The organism is Mesorhizobium sp. B2-3-10 (genome assembly GCF_006442275.1).
GTDB classification, from domain to species: Bacteria; Pseudomonadota; Alphaproteobacteria; order Rhizobiales; family Rhizobiaceae; genus Mesorhizobium; species Mesorhizobium australicum.
Genome location: NZ_VFVT01000003.1, coordinates 492880 through 505814, shown reverse-complemented (window position 1 = coordinate 505814; position 12935 = coordinate 492880). Strand labels below are relative to the sequence as shown.

Here is a 12935-nt window from a genome sequence, read left to right as displayed (position 1 = left end):
AGGGCTGCAATACCGCGTGCATGGTCGTGGACGAGCCTTTTTCGGCACAAAGTCCACGTCTCTCGATTGGTTTTGAGAGGGATTGGTTAACCAACTTTGTCCATATTTTGAAGCAATCGGCAACTAACGACAGGCGCGGCAAACGCGTCGGGGACCACCTGGGATCACTCACAGAATGGTCGTCGCGGCTATCACAGCCGCGGACGTGGGAGCCGATTGGAGCAAGATTGGTTGCATGGCGTTGTTGAGTCGTAAAATTGTCGGGGACAGGCGTTGCAGCGGCGAGACCGCCTTCGAAGCGCCACGTGCCTCATCCTTCACCCCTGAACGGGTTGTCCGCTGGATTGCGGTGCCGGGCGTCAGCGCCGCCGTCGGCCTATGGCTGATCGGCACCATGGCCGGCCTTAGCTCTGTCGGTGCCTCGCTTTCGGTCACGTCGGTCGGCCTGCCGCAGACGCTGTCCATGCCGGGCACGCTCGCTCTCGCCGATCCGCTGAAGCAGCATTTCCTCAGCTCTTCCGCGCCCTTCATGACGGCCAATGCCCATGGCGGCGCGCAGGCGCTGCACGACCATGCCGTACAGTGCGGTGCCAGTTGCTTCAAGCTGGCCGCGATAACCTCCAAGGCGGAGAAATCCGGGCGCCTGGTGGCGCAGGCCAAGCCAACGCCGGCGAAGTCGAAATCGCAGCAGCGCTTCGAACTGATGGAAGCGTCGCTGTCGCCGACAAAGCTTGCCGCTGCCTTCGCCGGCGCGGGAAAGCCGGCGACCGCGGCCAGCACCCATCCCGTGATTTCCAGCGCCGCTCCACGGATCACCGAGGCGTCCCTCGTGCCGTCCGTCCAGGTCATGGCCAGCCTGTCCAACGACATGCCGGCTCCGGCGGCGGAACGCTTCGCCCGCGCCGAAACGGGTTCCGTCGTGCAGACCGCGCCGGCGCCGATGGGCTTTGCCCAGTCGGAAACGCCCGACAACGCGCAGCTGGCGCTTGCCCTCGTCGAGTCGATGCCGGTCGACGACGAAGCTTTCGCCTCGCCGCTGCCGATGACCGAATCCTCCCCCGATGTCGCGGTGGCGCCTGTCGAAACCCAGCAGGAACAGCCGGGCGACGCCGCTTCGCTGCCGAATGCGCTCACCGACGACGTGCCGCTGCCGACCCGTCGCCCGCAATATGACGCGCCTCGGCAACCCCGGGTCGTGGAAGAGGACAAGCCGGCCGCACAGCCCAGGACCTTGGAGCAGAAGCCGGCGCCCCAGCCGAAGCCCGTCCAGCAAGCCAGGCAGCCGGCCCGGCAAGGCCGGACCCGTGATGGTGGCGACGTGCTGGCCTATGCCAAGCCGGACACGCCTTCGGGCGGCCTCGGCCAGGCGTTCAGGAACCTGTTCAACGGCCCGAGCGCCGGAAGCGGCGCCGGCCATGGCGTCGCCGTCTACGACATCAGTGCCAAGACCGTCTACATGCCCGACGGCCAGCGGCTCGAGGCGCATTCCGGCCTCGGCGCAATGGTCGACCAGCCGCGCTATGTCCACGTCAAGGACCGTGGCCCGACGCCGCCCAACACCTACAATCTGTCGCTGCGCGAATCCCGCTTCCACGGCGTCGAGGCGATCCGCCTGACCCCGACGAGCGGCGGCAACAAATACAACCGCAACGGCCTGCTCGCGCATACCTACATGCTGCGGGGCGGTCGCGCCGAATCCAATGGCTGCGTCGTCTTCAGGGACTATTCCCGCTTCCTCGCCGCCTTCAAGAAGGGCAAGGTCACCCGCCTCGTCGTGGTGGATCGCCTGAACGGATCGGCGACCCGGGTCGCGTCGAACGGAAGCGGCGCTTGAGATAAGGCGAAACCGTCCGCCACCTCCTGACAGCCTTCTGTCAGGAGCCTGACGCGACCGCCGGCCCGTCCTCATCGCGCTCTTTCCATTTTGGCCGAGAAATCCCATATTCGGGACATGGCCAAATCCCCCGATAAAAGAACGCCGCCGACGGCGAATGAGGACCGCGCCGCGCCGAAGCGGCGCAGCCCGCTGACCGATTTCCTCGACGCCTCGGAACCGCTGCACAAAGGCGGCTTCGCCGAGATGCCGCAGGCCGAATTGTCGGGCACGCCGCTGACCGGCTCGATCGCCGATTGGGCCGAGCAGATCGAGCAGGAGGCTGAACGGGAAGGACGCGCCGCGGGCAAAGGCGGCGGCGCCAAGTCGCCGAAGAAAATACCCGAGCGCTCCGCCGCGCCGGGCCGCACCGCGCGCGGCACCTCGATGGGCGGCGCCGCGTCGGCCCGCGAACGCACGGCGGCCGGCCTCAATCCGGTCGCCGGGCTCGACATCTCGCTGGAAGAAGCCGAGACGATGTCGTCCAGTGGCGTCACCGCCACGGTGGCCGCGCTCTCGGCGCTAATCGAATCCGGCAATCCGCTGCACAAGGACGGCGTGCTGTGGACGCCGCACCGCCCTGCCCGGCCGGAAAAATCCGAAGGCGGCATCGCCATCAAGATGGTGTCGGATTTCGAGCCCGCCGGCGACCAGCCGACCGCCATCAAGGATCTGGTCGAGGGCGTCGACAACAACGACCGCACCCAGGTGCTGCTCGGCGTCACCGGCTCCGGAAAAACCTTCACCATGGCCAAGGTGATCGAGGAGACGCAGCGCCCCGCTCTGATCCTGGCGCCCAACAAGACGCTGGCCGCGCAGCTCTATTCCGAGTTCAAGAAATTCTTCCCCGACAACGCGGTGGAGTATTTCGTCTCCTATTACGATTATTACCAGCCGGAAGCCTACGTTCCGCGCACCGACACCTTCATCGAGAAGGAATCCTCGATCAACGAGCAGATCGACCGCATGCGCCATTCGGCGACGCGTTCGCTGCTCGAGCGCGACGACGTCATCATCGTCGCCTCCGTATCCTGCATCTACGGTATCGGTTCGGTCGAGACCTACACGGCGATGACCTTCCAGATGCAGATCGGCGACCGGCTCGACCAGCGCGCTCTGCTCGCCGACCTCGTTGCCCAGCAGTACAAGCGCCAGGACATCAATTTCGTGCGCGGCTCGTTCCGCGTGCGCGGCGACACGATCGAGATCTTCCCGGCCCACCTTGAGGACCGCGCCTGGCGCATCTCGATGTTCGGCGACGAGATCGAGGCGATCACCGAGTTCGATCCGCTGACCGGCCAGAAGACCGGCGAGTTGAAGAGCGTCAAGATCTACGCCAACTCGCACTATGTGACGCCGCGCCCGACGCTCAATCAGGCGATCAAGTCGATCAAGGAAGAGCTCAAGCACCGGCTGGTGGAACTCGAGCGCGCCGGCCGTCTGCTCGAGGCGCAGCGGCTGGAGCAGCGCTGCCGCTTCGACCTCGAAATGCTGGAAGCCACCGGCTCCTGCGCCGGCATCGAGAACTATTCGCGCTACCTTACCGGCCGCCAGCCCGGCGATCCGCCGCCCACCTTGTTCGAATACATTCCCGACAACGCGCTGGTCTTCATCGACGAGAGCCACGTCACCGTGCCGCAGATCGGGGGCATGTATCGCGGCGACTTCAGGCGCAAGGCGACGCTGGCCGAATATGGCTTCCGCCTGCCCTCCTGCATGGACAACCGACCGCTGCGCTTCGAGGAATGGGACGCAATGCGGCCGCTCTCGGTTGCCGTTTCGGCGACACCGGGCGGCTGGGAGATGGAACAGGCCGGCGGCGTCTTCGCCGAACAGGTTATCCGCCCGACCGGCCTGATCGATCCGCCGGTCGAGGTGCGCCCGGCCAAGAGCCAGGTCGACGACGTCGTCGGTGAGATCCGCGACACCACCAAGGCGGGATATCGCACACTGGTGACGGTGCTGACCAAGCGCATGGCGGAGGACCTGACCGAATACCTGCACGAGCAGGGCGTGCGCGTGCGTTACATGCACTCCGACATCGACACGCTGGAGCGCATCGAGATCCTGCGCGACCTGCGCCTCGGCGCCTTCGACGTGCTGGTCGGCATCAACCTTTTGCGCGAAGGCCTCGATATTCCCGAATGCGGCTTCGTCGCCATTCTCGACGCTGACAAGGAAGGTTTCCTGCGTTCGGAAACCTCGCTGATCCAGACCATCGGCCGTGCCGCCCGCAATGTCGACGGCAAGGTCATCCTCTACGCGGACCAGGTCACCGGTTCGATGGAGCGGGCGATGGCCGAGACCAACCGGCGCCGCGAGAAGCAGATGGAGTGGAACGCCGCCAACGGCATCACGCCGGAATCGGTCAAGTCGCGCATCTCCGATATTCTGGACTCGGTCTACGAGAAGGACCATGTTCGCGCCGACATCTCGCAGTTCACCGACAGCGCCGGCGCCATGATGGGCAACAATTTCAAGGCCCATCTCGACGCGCTGGACAAGCAGATGCGCGACGCCGCCGCCAATCTCGACTTCGAAAAGGCGGCCCGCATCCGCGACGAGATCAAGCGGCTGCACGAGATGGAATTGTCGATCTCCGACGATCCGCTGGCGCGCGAGGTGGAAGGCCAAAGTCCGGCCTCTGGCCGCGAAAAGGGCAAGCACAACAAGGGCGTGGCCAAGCATCGGACATTGGAGGAACAGGAACGGTTCCGCAAGCTCGATCAGGCACGCGCCGCCGAAGAGGCAGCCAAGGCCGCCAGGCCCAACCTCTTCCGCAAGCCCGATCTCGACGAGATGGGCGCCGACGGCGCCGTGCCGGTGAAGAAGCCACTGTTCGCCAAGCCGTCACTGGACGATATGGGACCTGGTACCGACATGCCGACGCCGTCAGGCGCGGTGTCGCGGTCGCTGTTCAAGAAGCAGTCGGCGGAAGAAGCGCATGGCTCCGACTTCGGCATCCCCGGCGATGCGACCAAGCCGCTGTTCAAAAAGAACTCGCTCGACGAGATGACGGTGCGTCGCACCGAAAAACCGGTAGAGGGAAAAGTCCCGGCGAAGCCACAGCCAATCTCCCCCGTGGAGGAGATGTCCGGCAGGACAGAGAGGGGCGCGAAGGATCGCGGCGATGCCGACAAGCCTATCGTCCGTCAACGCTCCGGCATCGGCTCCTACGAAGACCAAGGCGACGCCCGCCGCGAAAAGCGCCGGCCGGGCAAGACAGGCAGGCCCGGACGGTAGCAATTCTTCGCGCCCCCGCTGTCCCTCCAATATAGATCAGCTTTTCCTGCCACCTTGCCAGTGGTGGGACGAACCTATACGGGCCTTTCAATTCTGCTCTTCCGCTCCGAAAACCATCAGCCAACTCCCCCATGAAACCCAGAGACATCGCCGCCTACGTCTTCCTGGCTGTCACCTGGGGACTGTCGTTCCTGGTGCTGCTCAAGGTGGTGCATGCCTTTGGCTGGGTCGGCGCGGTCACCTTGCGGGCGCTGATCGCCGGCATCACGCTCTTTCTGCTTGCCGCCGCGACGCGGCGACGGCTGGATTTCAGCGCCGGCTGGCGGCATTTCGCCATGGTCGGCGCGACGACGGTGGCGGCGCAGCTGATCGGCCTGTCCTATGCCACGCCGCGCATCGGCACGGCGATGGCGGCCATCCTGGTTGCCGCCATCCCGCTGTTCTCGATGATCATCGGCCAGCTCTGGGGGCTTGAGCGCATCGCTGTTCGCGGCCTGGCCGGACTGCTGCTCGGCGCTGCCGGCATCATCGTCCTGGTCGGTTTCCCCGCCGTTCCGGTCACCGCATCCTTTGCGATCGGCTGTGCCGCCTCGCTGTTCAGTTCCTTCTCGGCGGCATTCGGCAGCAACTACGCCAATCGCCATTTGCGCTCGGCCGGCTCGCTGGAACTCACCAGCGCCGCCTTCCTGTTCGGCGGCCTGATGACGCTGCCGCTGCTGCTCGCCGTGCCGGTGCCGGCCATGCCGCGCCCTGTCGACTTCCTCTACCTGGCCATACTGGCCTGCGTGATGAGCGCATTGACCTATGTCGTGTATTTCCGGCTGGTGGCCAGCATCGGAGCCACCAGGACCATCAGCGTCGAATTCGCCGTGACCACGATCGCGGTGCTGGCTGGAACGATTGTGCTCGGCGAGTCGCTGACCCTGATCCAGGGCTTCGGCGCGGTGGCAATCATCGGCGGCTGCATACTGGTGCTGGACCCCTTCCCGCGCCGCTTGAAAGCGGCGGCCTTGCCATCAGCCTCGCCTTTGGTGTAGCCAGTCGTCACACTCGAACGTCTCGAAAGGAGGGCTCACGTGTTTACGTTCTATCGTCACCATCGTCAGCGTGGCCCGATTTGCGCCCTGCGAGCCAGCTTGCAGGGCTGACCAGGGACGGTCCGGGTTTTCTCCCGCTTCGATTTTTTGGTCTGCCCTTCGTGGTACGCAACGCCTGGCCTGATGGCCGGCACGCGCACCGTCAAAGTGCATGAGCCGGCATTCCGGCAAGACCAGAGAAATCAAAATGGCCCTGATCAGCCTCAAATCCCTCGGCGTCACCATGAGTGCGCCGCTCTTTTCCAATCTCGACCTCAGCATCGGCAACGGCGACCGGCTCGGCATCGTCGCCGCCAACGGCCGCGGCAAGTCGACCTTGCTCAAATGCCTGACCGGCGAACTGGAGCCGACGACAGGCGACATCACCCGCACGCGCGGTCTGCGTGTCGGCCATGTCGAGCAGTCTATTGCCTCTGCCCTGCTTGGCCGCACTTTCTACGAGGTTGTGGCTGACGCGCTACCGCCCGAACAGGCCGACAGCGAGATGTGGCGTGTCGACGTCGTTCTCGATTCGCTTGACGTGCCCGAGCCGATGCGCGGGCGAGAAATGCAGGCACTGAGCGGCGGCTGGCAGCGGCTGGCGCTGATCGCCCGCGTCTGGGTCACCGATCCCGACATGCTTTTGCTCGACGAGCCGACCAACCATCTCGACCTTGCGCGCATCAGCCAATTGGAAACCTGGCTCAACGCGCTGCCGCGCGAGGTGCCCGTCATCATCGCCAGCCATGACCGCGCCTTCCTAGACGCCACCACCAACCGGACGCTGTTCCTGCGCCCGGAACAGTCGCCGGTGTTCTCCCTCCCCTATTCCCGCGCCAGGGAGGCGCTGGACGAGGTTGACGCGTCGACCGAACGAAAGTTCCAGCGCGACATGAAGGTGGCGCAGCAATTGCGCCGGCAGGCGGCCAAGCTCAACAATATCGGCATCAATTCCGGCAGCGACCTGCTGACGGTCAAGACCAAGCAACTCAACCAGCGCGCGGAAAAATTGGAAGAGGCCGCCAATCCGGCGCATCGCGAGAAATCGGCGGGCGCGATTAAACTCGCCAATCGCGGTACCCACGCCAAGGTGCTGATCACGCTTGACGACGCGGCGGTCGAAACGCCCGACGGCACGCTGCTGTTCAGGACCGGCAAGCGCCACATCTGCCAGGGCGACCGGATCGTGCTGCTCGGCCGCAACGGCGTCGGCAAGTCGCGCTTCGTCACCATGATCCGCAACGCCATCCTCGAGCCGGACACGGTGCGGAATGTGAAGGTGACGCCGTCCACCGTGCTCGGCTACAGCGACCAGGCGCTGTCGGGCATCAGCGGCGACGACACGCCGCTGGCGATGGTCTCGCGCCGTTACGATGTCGGCGAACAGCGCGCCCGCTCGCTGCTTGCCGGCGCCGGCGTGGTCATCGAGATGCAGGAGAAAAAGATCGGTGTTCTGTCGGGCGGCCAGAAGGCACGGCTGATGATGCTGGCGCTCAGGCTCGCCAATCCCAATTTCTATCTGCTCGACGAGCCCACCAACCATCTCGACATAGACGGCCAGGAAGCGCTGGAGGAGGAGTTGCTGAAGCACCAGGCAAGCTGTCTGCTCGCCTCGCACGACCGCTCCTTCATCCGCGCCATCGGCAACCGCTTCTGGCTGATCGAGAAGCGGAAGCTGACCGAAGTCGAGGATCCGGAGAGCTTCTTCCGCGAGGTGGCTGAGGGAACCGGCTGAGCGGCGGGAGATCGGCATGCCTGTAAATTATTTGCTTACAGGTTCTTGATTTGTGTAAGCGATCTGTTTACATATGTCATGATCAAATCGTTCAAGAACAAGGCGCTGTCCGACCTTTTTCAAACCGGAAAAACCGGCAAGATCGATGCCAAGATGCACAAGCGCATCCTTGTTCGGCTTGACCGCCTGGAAGCATCGGAAAAGCCGGAGGAGATGAACCTTCCCGGCTTCGACTTCCATTCGCTGAAAGGCCTCGATCCCATCCGCTACACGGTCCACGTCAATGGTCCGTGGTGCATTAAATTTGAATTCGACGGTAACGACGCCGCCCGCGTCGATTTCGAGCAATATCACTGAGGCGGCCAGATTGGAGAAGTTCGACGTATGACCGTGCACGAGCCGACGCGTCCGATCGAGCGTTGCCCCTCCCACCCGGGAGCGCTGCTTGAGGACATTATCCCGGCAACTGGAAAGACCAAGGTGGAAATTGCAAATCTGCTCGGGATATCCCGGCAGCAGCTCTATGACATTATCCGCGAAAGGAAGCCGGTTTCGCCGGCGGTGGCCGCTCGCCTTGGGAAGCTGTTCGGCGACGGCGCCGCGATCTGGCTTCGGATGCAGGCGGCTTTCGATGCCTGGCACGCCGAGCGTGAGGTCGATGTTTCGGCTATTCCCACGCTCAAGGTCGCATAGGTTCTCCTCGGCGACGCCTGAACGAGATGTAAATGCTGACAAAAAATTTTCCGGGCAATCTGTCGGATCGCCCGTTGCGGCCCCGTCCTTGGGATGCCGACACGATGATGCCGGCGCCAAACCAGGGAGAATTCGTCATGTCCGTCCTGTCATCCATCGGCCGCATCGCAACCCGGTATGCCGCGGCGCGCGCCCGTCACCGCAGCGAACGCATCCTGCTGTCGCTGCCCGCCGCGCTGCGCAAGGATATCGGCTTTCCGGAAATCCTCGACACGCGGAACAACCGTTGACGCTCGCCGCCTCTCAGGCGAGCGCGAATCAATCATGTGTATCGCCCGAAAGCGGCGTCGCACGCATCGACGCACGCCTTTCGAAAGCCTCGAACCAGCGCGTCAGCCGCGCCCGCGAACCAAACGACGGAAGATGACGGAACGCCATCCAGGACAGCGTGGTGGCTAGCGCAATATGTCCAACATGGAGCGGCGCCTCGTCGTCAAGGGCGCCCTCGGCCCAGTCGTAGGTCGCCTCGATCTTCTGCCGATATCCTTCGGCAAGAGCATCATAGCGCAGCTGTTCGGGTCTCCTTTCCGTCTCCCAGCGCAAGGCGATGCCCGTCTGCGCAAGGCCTTGGGCGGCCGATTGCAGCCGCAACGCCTGCCAGCGTGCCTCGCCGACCTGCGGCAGCAACTTCCGGTCATCATGCAGCGTATCGAGATAGGCGCAGATGACGTCGGAATCGAAGATCGCCGGCGCACCCGGACGCAGCAGCACCGGCACTTGGCCTAGCGGGTTTTCGGCGTGGACACTGGCGTTGTGCAAGGTCGGGCTGGTTTCGTGATGAATGACCTGGAGCTGATCGGCGACGCCTGCCTCATGCGCGAAGACCAGCGCCTTGCGCGCGAAAGGTGAGTGGGTCTGATAATAGAGGATCATTGTCGTCTCCGGGCTGAGTAGGCGGCGCGCAATCCAACTCTTTTAGCTTGGGAGCCGAGAGAATTGCGCTCTGATTGGAAGCCGCCGACGCAAGTTCGTTGCACGCCTTCCCAACCCATCGGTTGTCGCCCGGCCAAAAATTTTCGGCGTCCTGTAGGATTGCCGTCATCTCATCCGTCCTGTGGTCCGCAAGGCCAAACAAACGTGAAGAGGAACATGCAATGACCGACCAGACCCCACCCCGGCCAAAAGTGCTTGGCGGATTGACCCCCTATCTTCAGGTCGACGGTGCCATCAAGGCGGCCGAGTTCTACAAGAAGGCTTTCGGGGCCGAGGAAGTCTTTGCCTACCCGGCGGACGAAAAAGGCCGCACCATGCATATCCATCTCTATATCAACGGCTCGACACTGATGCTGGGCGACGCCTATCCGGAACACGGCCATCCGCACCAGGTGGCGCAGGGCTATACGCTGCAGCTCCATCTCGGCAAGGATGATATCGACGCTTGGTGGAAGCGCGCCGTCGACGCCGGCTGCGAGGCCGTCACGCCGCTGCAGGTGATGTTCTGGGGCGACCGCTGGGGCCAGGTGAAGGACCCCTTCGGCGTCGCCTGGGCAATGAACGCACCGACGGAATAGGCTTTAGCGAGCGCGCCCCTCGCCGAGGGGATGCGCCCAATCGCGCCGGGTGTATCCCCGCCGACCCGGCGTTCGAATTCAGCAAAGAGGAGACCACCATGTCCTATGTTGATGGCTTCGTGCTTGCCGTGCCGAAGGCAAATCTCGATGACTATAAAAAGCTCGCCAACCTCGCAGGCCCCATATGGATGGAACATGGCGCGCTCGCCTATGTCGAATGCATCGGCGACGACGTGCCCTATGGCGAAATCACCTCGTTCCGCGTGCCGTTCAGGCCAAGGATGATGAAATCGTCGTTTTCTCCTGGGCCGTATACAAATCCAGGCAGGATCGCGATGCGGTGATGGCCAAGGTGATGGCCGACCCTCGTCTGCAGCGCGATATGGCCACGATGCCGTTCGACGGCAAGCGCATGATCTTCGGCGGCTTCCAGCCCTTCATGGAACTTTGAGACAGCTCGACCGCCGTTCGCAGGCCGGCCTTACCGCGCTATCGGCCTATCCGAGCTTATCCAGCAGTGGTTTCAGCCTGTCGCCATAGCGCTTCCACAGATCGACCGAGCCCTGGTACATGGGCTGGCGCACCTGCGCGGCCGACGCCGTGCGCACCGGCCTGTCGGTCTCGTGGAACGACAGCACGGCATCGTCCCATGGCAGGCCGAGATAGTCGATCAGCGCCCGGCTCTGCCCATCCTGGTCGGCGACGAAATCCTCGTAGCGCACATCGTGCACGACGCCGGGCAGCACCTTGTGCCAATGCGCCATGATGTCGGTGTAGAGATTGTGGAAATCGGCGAGCTCACCGAGGTCATAGCCATAGCGGTGGCTGTCGCCGCGGAAATGCACCTTGTAGATCGACAGGCATGTCGCCGCCGCATCGCGGGCGCAATGGATGATCCTGGCCTTCGGCAGCATCATGTGGATGAAGCCGACAAGCAGGAAGTTGCCCGGCATCTTGTCGGTGACGTGGCGCATATGCGGATATCGGGCATGCAGCATGTCCAGATAGGCCTGCCCCGCCTCGGCGAAATCCCTATCGTCCGTGTCGGCCACGCCCCAGGGGAAGCCGCCTGGCATGTTCGACGGGAACTGCTTGCCGACCGCCGTCTTCAGGATGCTGAGCTCACCCGCGCCATAGACCTGGGGGTGACTGGCGATGATCTGTTCGACCAGCGTCGTACCCGAACGCGGCATGCCGACGACGAAGATCGGCGCGTCGTCGGCAATCGGGCTCGGTCTGTGCTTTTCGAAGAAACCGGCATCGAACACCGTCTTCATTGCCTCGAATTCGGCGCGCGTCTTCACCGGGTCGTAGTCGATGCCCTTGCGGCGGATGGCATTGCCCTCGGCGAAATAGTCGAAGGCCCTGCCATAATCCTTGAGATCGTCATTGGCCTTGCCGAGGCCAAACGACAGCTGCATGCGTGCCAGGCTGTCCTGAGGCGCCTTGGCGTGCTGCGCCTCCATGCCAGCCATTTCGGCATCGCGCTCCTTCTGGCGCTTGACCTGCGTCAGCATCAGCCACGCGCGGGCCATGCCGGGCTGGATCGCCACCGCCTGCCGGAACAGGCCGGTCGCCTCGTCGAGCTTGCCCTTTTCCATCAGCCCGACGCCCAGTCCGTGCAGCAGGTCGGCATCCCTAGGCCGGATGGTCAGTGCCTCCTGGAAGACAGCCAGCGCCTCGTCGAGGCGTCCGGCTTCCTGCAGGGTTTCGGCAAGCCCGATACGGGCGCGCACGTGGAATGGATTGCGCTGCACCGTGCCGCGATAGATGTCCTCGGCCTCGTCGAACCGGCCGATCTGCTTAAGCGACGAGCCGAGATTGTCGCGCGCCGCGAGCTGCTCCGGCCGCAGGTCCACCGCGCCGCGGAAGAAATCGATCGCCGCCGCGACACGGCCCAGATCGCGCATCACCGTGCCGAGATTGTTGAGGAAGTCGGGATTGGTCGGCTGCAGCTGAACCGACTGTTCGAGGAAATCCATGCCTTCTTCGCTGCGCCCCGTCTGGTGCAGCAGCAACCCCAGGAAATGCGCCGCGGCCGCGTGTTTGGGCTGACGCGTCAGCACCTGGCGGTAGATCGCCTCGGCCTCCTGCCGGCGCCCGGCCTGGTGCAGTTGCAATGCCTGCTGCACATACTGGTCGAGGCCCAGCGGCGGCTGTCCTCCCCCGCCAGACTTGGCCGCGCCAGGCTTGGTCCCCGCACCCGCCGCTCTTCTCTGATCTCTGTTGATGGGACACCTACCGTGTTCGTGCGCCTGCCGCGATCTAGGCCATCGGCGTTACAGGTTCAAGGCTTTGCTTGATTCTGCGCCTCACGTCGCGGCGAAAGCGATCAAATCAGGCGATTGGTCTCTGCAACCTGCCTGGCCCGCCTCACAGTTCCATCGGTATCGGAGATCGTTCGCCTTGCCGCCTCGTCCCTTCTGATGGTCAGCCGCGCCGACTGGACGGCCATCGGCTTTCCGGCAGCGCCAATGGGGTACGTGGCGATTGACCTGACGATCGGATTGATCGCCATGCTCTTCCCTTTCGAAGTTCTGATTGAATCCATGGCTTTATCCCTTTTTGAAAAAATAAAAACATAAGCGCCGAGGAAAAACTCGGAACGTCTCCAAGAAATTTTCGAAGATATCCGCAGCCATAGCAGATTTATTCCAAAATTAATATCCGTCTATTTTTCAAATCGAAGCAAGGAATTCCGTTATTATTCTTGAATAGAGCGCCGATTTCCGTTATATATCACA

Annotated in this window: 11 protein-coding genes and 1 pseudogene; 10 read left to right on the top strand and 2 right to left on the bottom strand. The window is 63.4% G+C overall.

Features of this window, described 5'->3' with window-relative positions:
- Window positions 1-235 precede the first annotated feature (235 nt).
- From FJ943_RS12160 to FJ943_RS29595, 7 genes are all read left to right on the top strand, one after another.
- A complete protein-coding gene (locus FJ943_RS12160; protein ID WP_140721744.1) occupies window positions 236-1834 on the top strand; it encodes a DUF2778 domain-containing protein in 1599 nt (532 codons plus the stop codon).
- 117 nt (window positions 1835-1951) lie between these two features.
- Window positions 1952-5116, top strand: coding sequence for an excinuclease ABC subunit UvrB (gene uvrB / locus FJ943_RS12155; protein ID WP_140721741.1), 3165 nt, complete (start codon window positions 1952-1954; stop codon window positions 5114-5116).
- Between the two features lie 131 nt (window positions 5117-5247).
- Entirely contained in the window at window positions 5248-6153 is a 906-nt protein-coding gene (locus FJ943_RS12150; RefSeq protein WP_140713659.1) for a DMT family transporter, read from the top strand.
- Between the two features lie 247 nt (window positions 6154-6400).
- On the top strand, window positions 6401-7927 hold the full coding sequence (locus FJ943_RS12145; protein ID WP_140721738.1) for an ABC-F family ATP-binding cassette domain-containing protein: 1527 nt from the start codon (window positions 6401-6403) through the stop codon (window positions 7925-7927).
- Between the two features lie 78 nt (window positions 7928-8005).
- The gene (locus FJ943_RS12140; RefSeq protein ID WP_140721735.1) at window positions 8006-8284 is read left to right on the top strand and encodes a type II toxin-antitoxin system RelE/ParE family toxin; all 279 of its coding nucleotides are present in this window, start codon (window positions 8006-8008) and stop codon (window positions 8282-8284) included.
- A gap of 27 nt (window positions 8285-8311) precedes the next feature.
- Window positions 8312-8620: a HigA family addiction module antitoxin gene (locus FJ943_RS12135; protein WP_015316118.1), complete on the top strand. Its 309-nt coding sequence runs from the start codon at window positions 8312-8314 to the stop codon at window positions 8618-8620.
- 32 nt (window positions 8621-8652) lie between these two features.
- The gene (locus FJ943_RS29595; RefSeq protein WP_015316117.1) at window positions 8653-8910 is read left to right on the top strand and encodes a hypothetical protein; all 258 of its coding nucleotides are present in this window, start codon (window positions 8653-8655) and stop codon (window positions 8908-8910) included.
- A 28-nt stretch (window positions 8911-8938) separates the two neighbouring features.
- On the opposite strand, the gene FJ943_RS12125 is transcribed toward FJ943_RS29595, so the two are convergent.
- Window positions 8939-9553: a glutathione S-transferase gene (locus FJ943_RS12125; RefSeq protein WP_015316116.1), complete on the bottom strand. Its 615-nt coding sequence runs from the start codon at window positions 9551-9553 to the stop codon at window positions 8939-8941.
- Between the two features lie 221 nt (window positions 9554-9774).
- On the opposite strand from FJ943_RS12125, the gene FJ943_RS12120 reads away from it, so the two are divergent.
- Both FJ943_RS12120 and FJ943_RS12115 read left to right on the top strand, forming a co-directional pair.
- A complete protein-coding gene (locus FJ943_RS12120) occupies window positions 9775-10191 on the top strand; it encodes a glyoxalase/bleomycin resistance/extradiol dioxygenase family protein (protein ID WP_140721732.1) in 417 nt (138 codons plus the stop codon).
- 98 nt (window positions 10192-10289) lie between these two features.
- Window positions 10290-10642 (top strand): annotated as a pseudogene (locus FJ943_RS12115) (DUF1428 domain-containing protein).
- Window positions 10643-10688: 46 nt separating this feature from the next.
- On the opposite strand, the gene FJ943_RS12110 reads toward FJ943_RS12115, so the two are convergent.
- Window positions 10689-12323 carry a sulfotransferase gene (locus FJ943_RS12110; RefSeq protein WP_140664853.1) on the bottom strand — a complete coding sequence of 545 codons (1635 nt, stop codon included), beginning with the start codon at window positions 12321-12323 and terminating at the stop codon, window positions 10689-10691.
- Between the two features lie 213 nt (window positions 12324-12536).
- Here FJ943_RS12110 and FJ943_RS29590 point away from each other — a divergent pair, with 213 nt between their 5' ends.
- Window positions 12537-12776 carry a hypothetical protein gene (locus tag FJ943_RS29590; protein ID WP_181171509.1) on the top strand — a complete coding sequence of 80 codons (240 nt, stop codon included), beginning with the start codon at window positions 12537-12539 and terminating at the stop codon, window positions 12774-12776.
- The last annotated feature ends 159 nt before the right edge of the window (window positions 12777-12935 follow it).

Bases quoted from the DNA above. Each gene is read 5' to 3' on its own strand.
- FJ943_RS12160 (WP_140721744.1), top strand. From the start codon at position 236: ATGGCGTTGTTGAGTCGTAAAATTGTCGGGGACAGGCGTTGCAGCGGC.
- uvrB (WP_140721741.1), top strand. From the start codon at position 1,952: ATGGCCAAATCCCCCGATAAAAGAACGCCGCCGACGGCGAATGAGGAC.
- FJ943_RS12150 (WP_140713659.1), top strand. From the start codon at position 5,248: ATGAAACCCAGAGACATCGCCGCCTACGTCTTCCTGGCTGTCACCTGG.
- FJ943_RS12145 (WP_140721738.1), top strand. From the start codon at position 6,401: ATGGCCCTGATCAGCCTCAAATCCCTCGGCGTCACCATGAGTGCGCCG.
- FJ943_RS12140 (WP_140721735.1), top strand. From the start codon at position 8,006: ATGATCAAATCGTTCAAGAACAAGGCGCTGTCCGACCTTTTTCAAACC.
- FJ943_RS12135 (WP_015316118.1), top strand. From the start codon at position 8,312: ATGACCGTGCACGAGCCGACGCGTCCGATCGAGCGTTGCCCCTCCCAC.
- FJ943_RS29595 (WP_015316117.1), top strand. From the start codon at position 8,653: ATGCTGACAAAAAATTTTCCGGGCAATCTGTCGGATCGCCCGTTGCGG.
- FJ943_RS12125 (WP_015316116.1), bottom strand. From the start codon at position 9,553: ATGATCCTCTATTATCAGACCCACTCACCTTTCGCGCGCAAGGCGCTG.
- FJ943_RS12120 (WP_140721732.1), top strand. From the start codon at position 9,775: ATGACCGACCAGACCCCACCCCGGCCAAAAGTGCTTGGCGGATTGACC.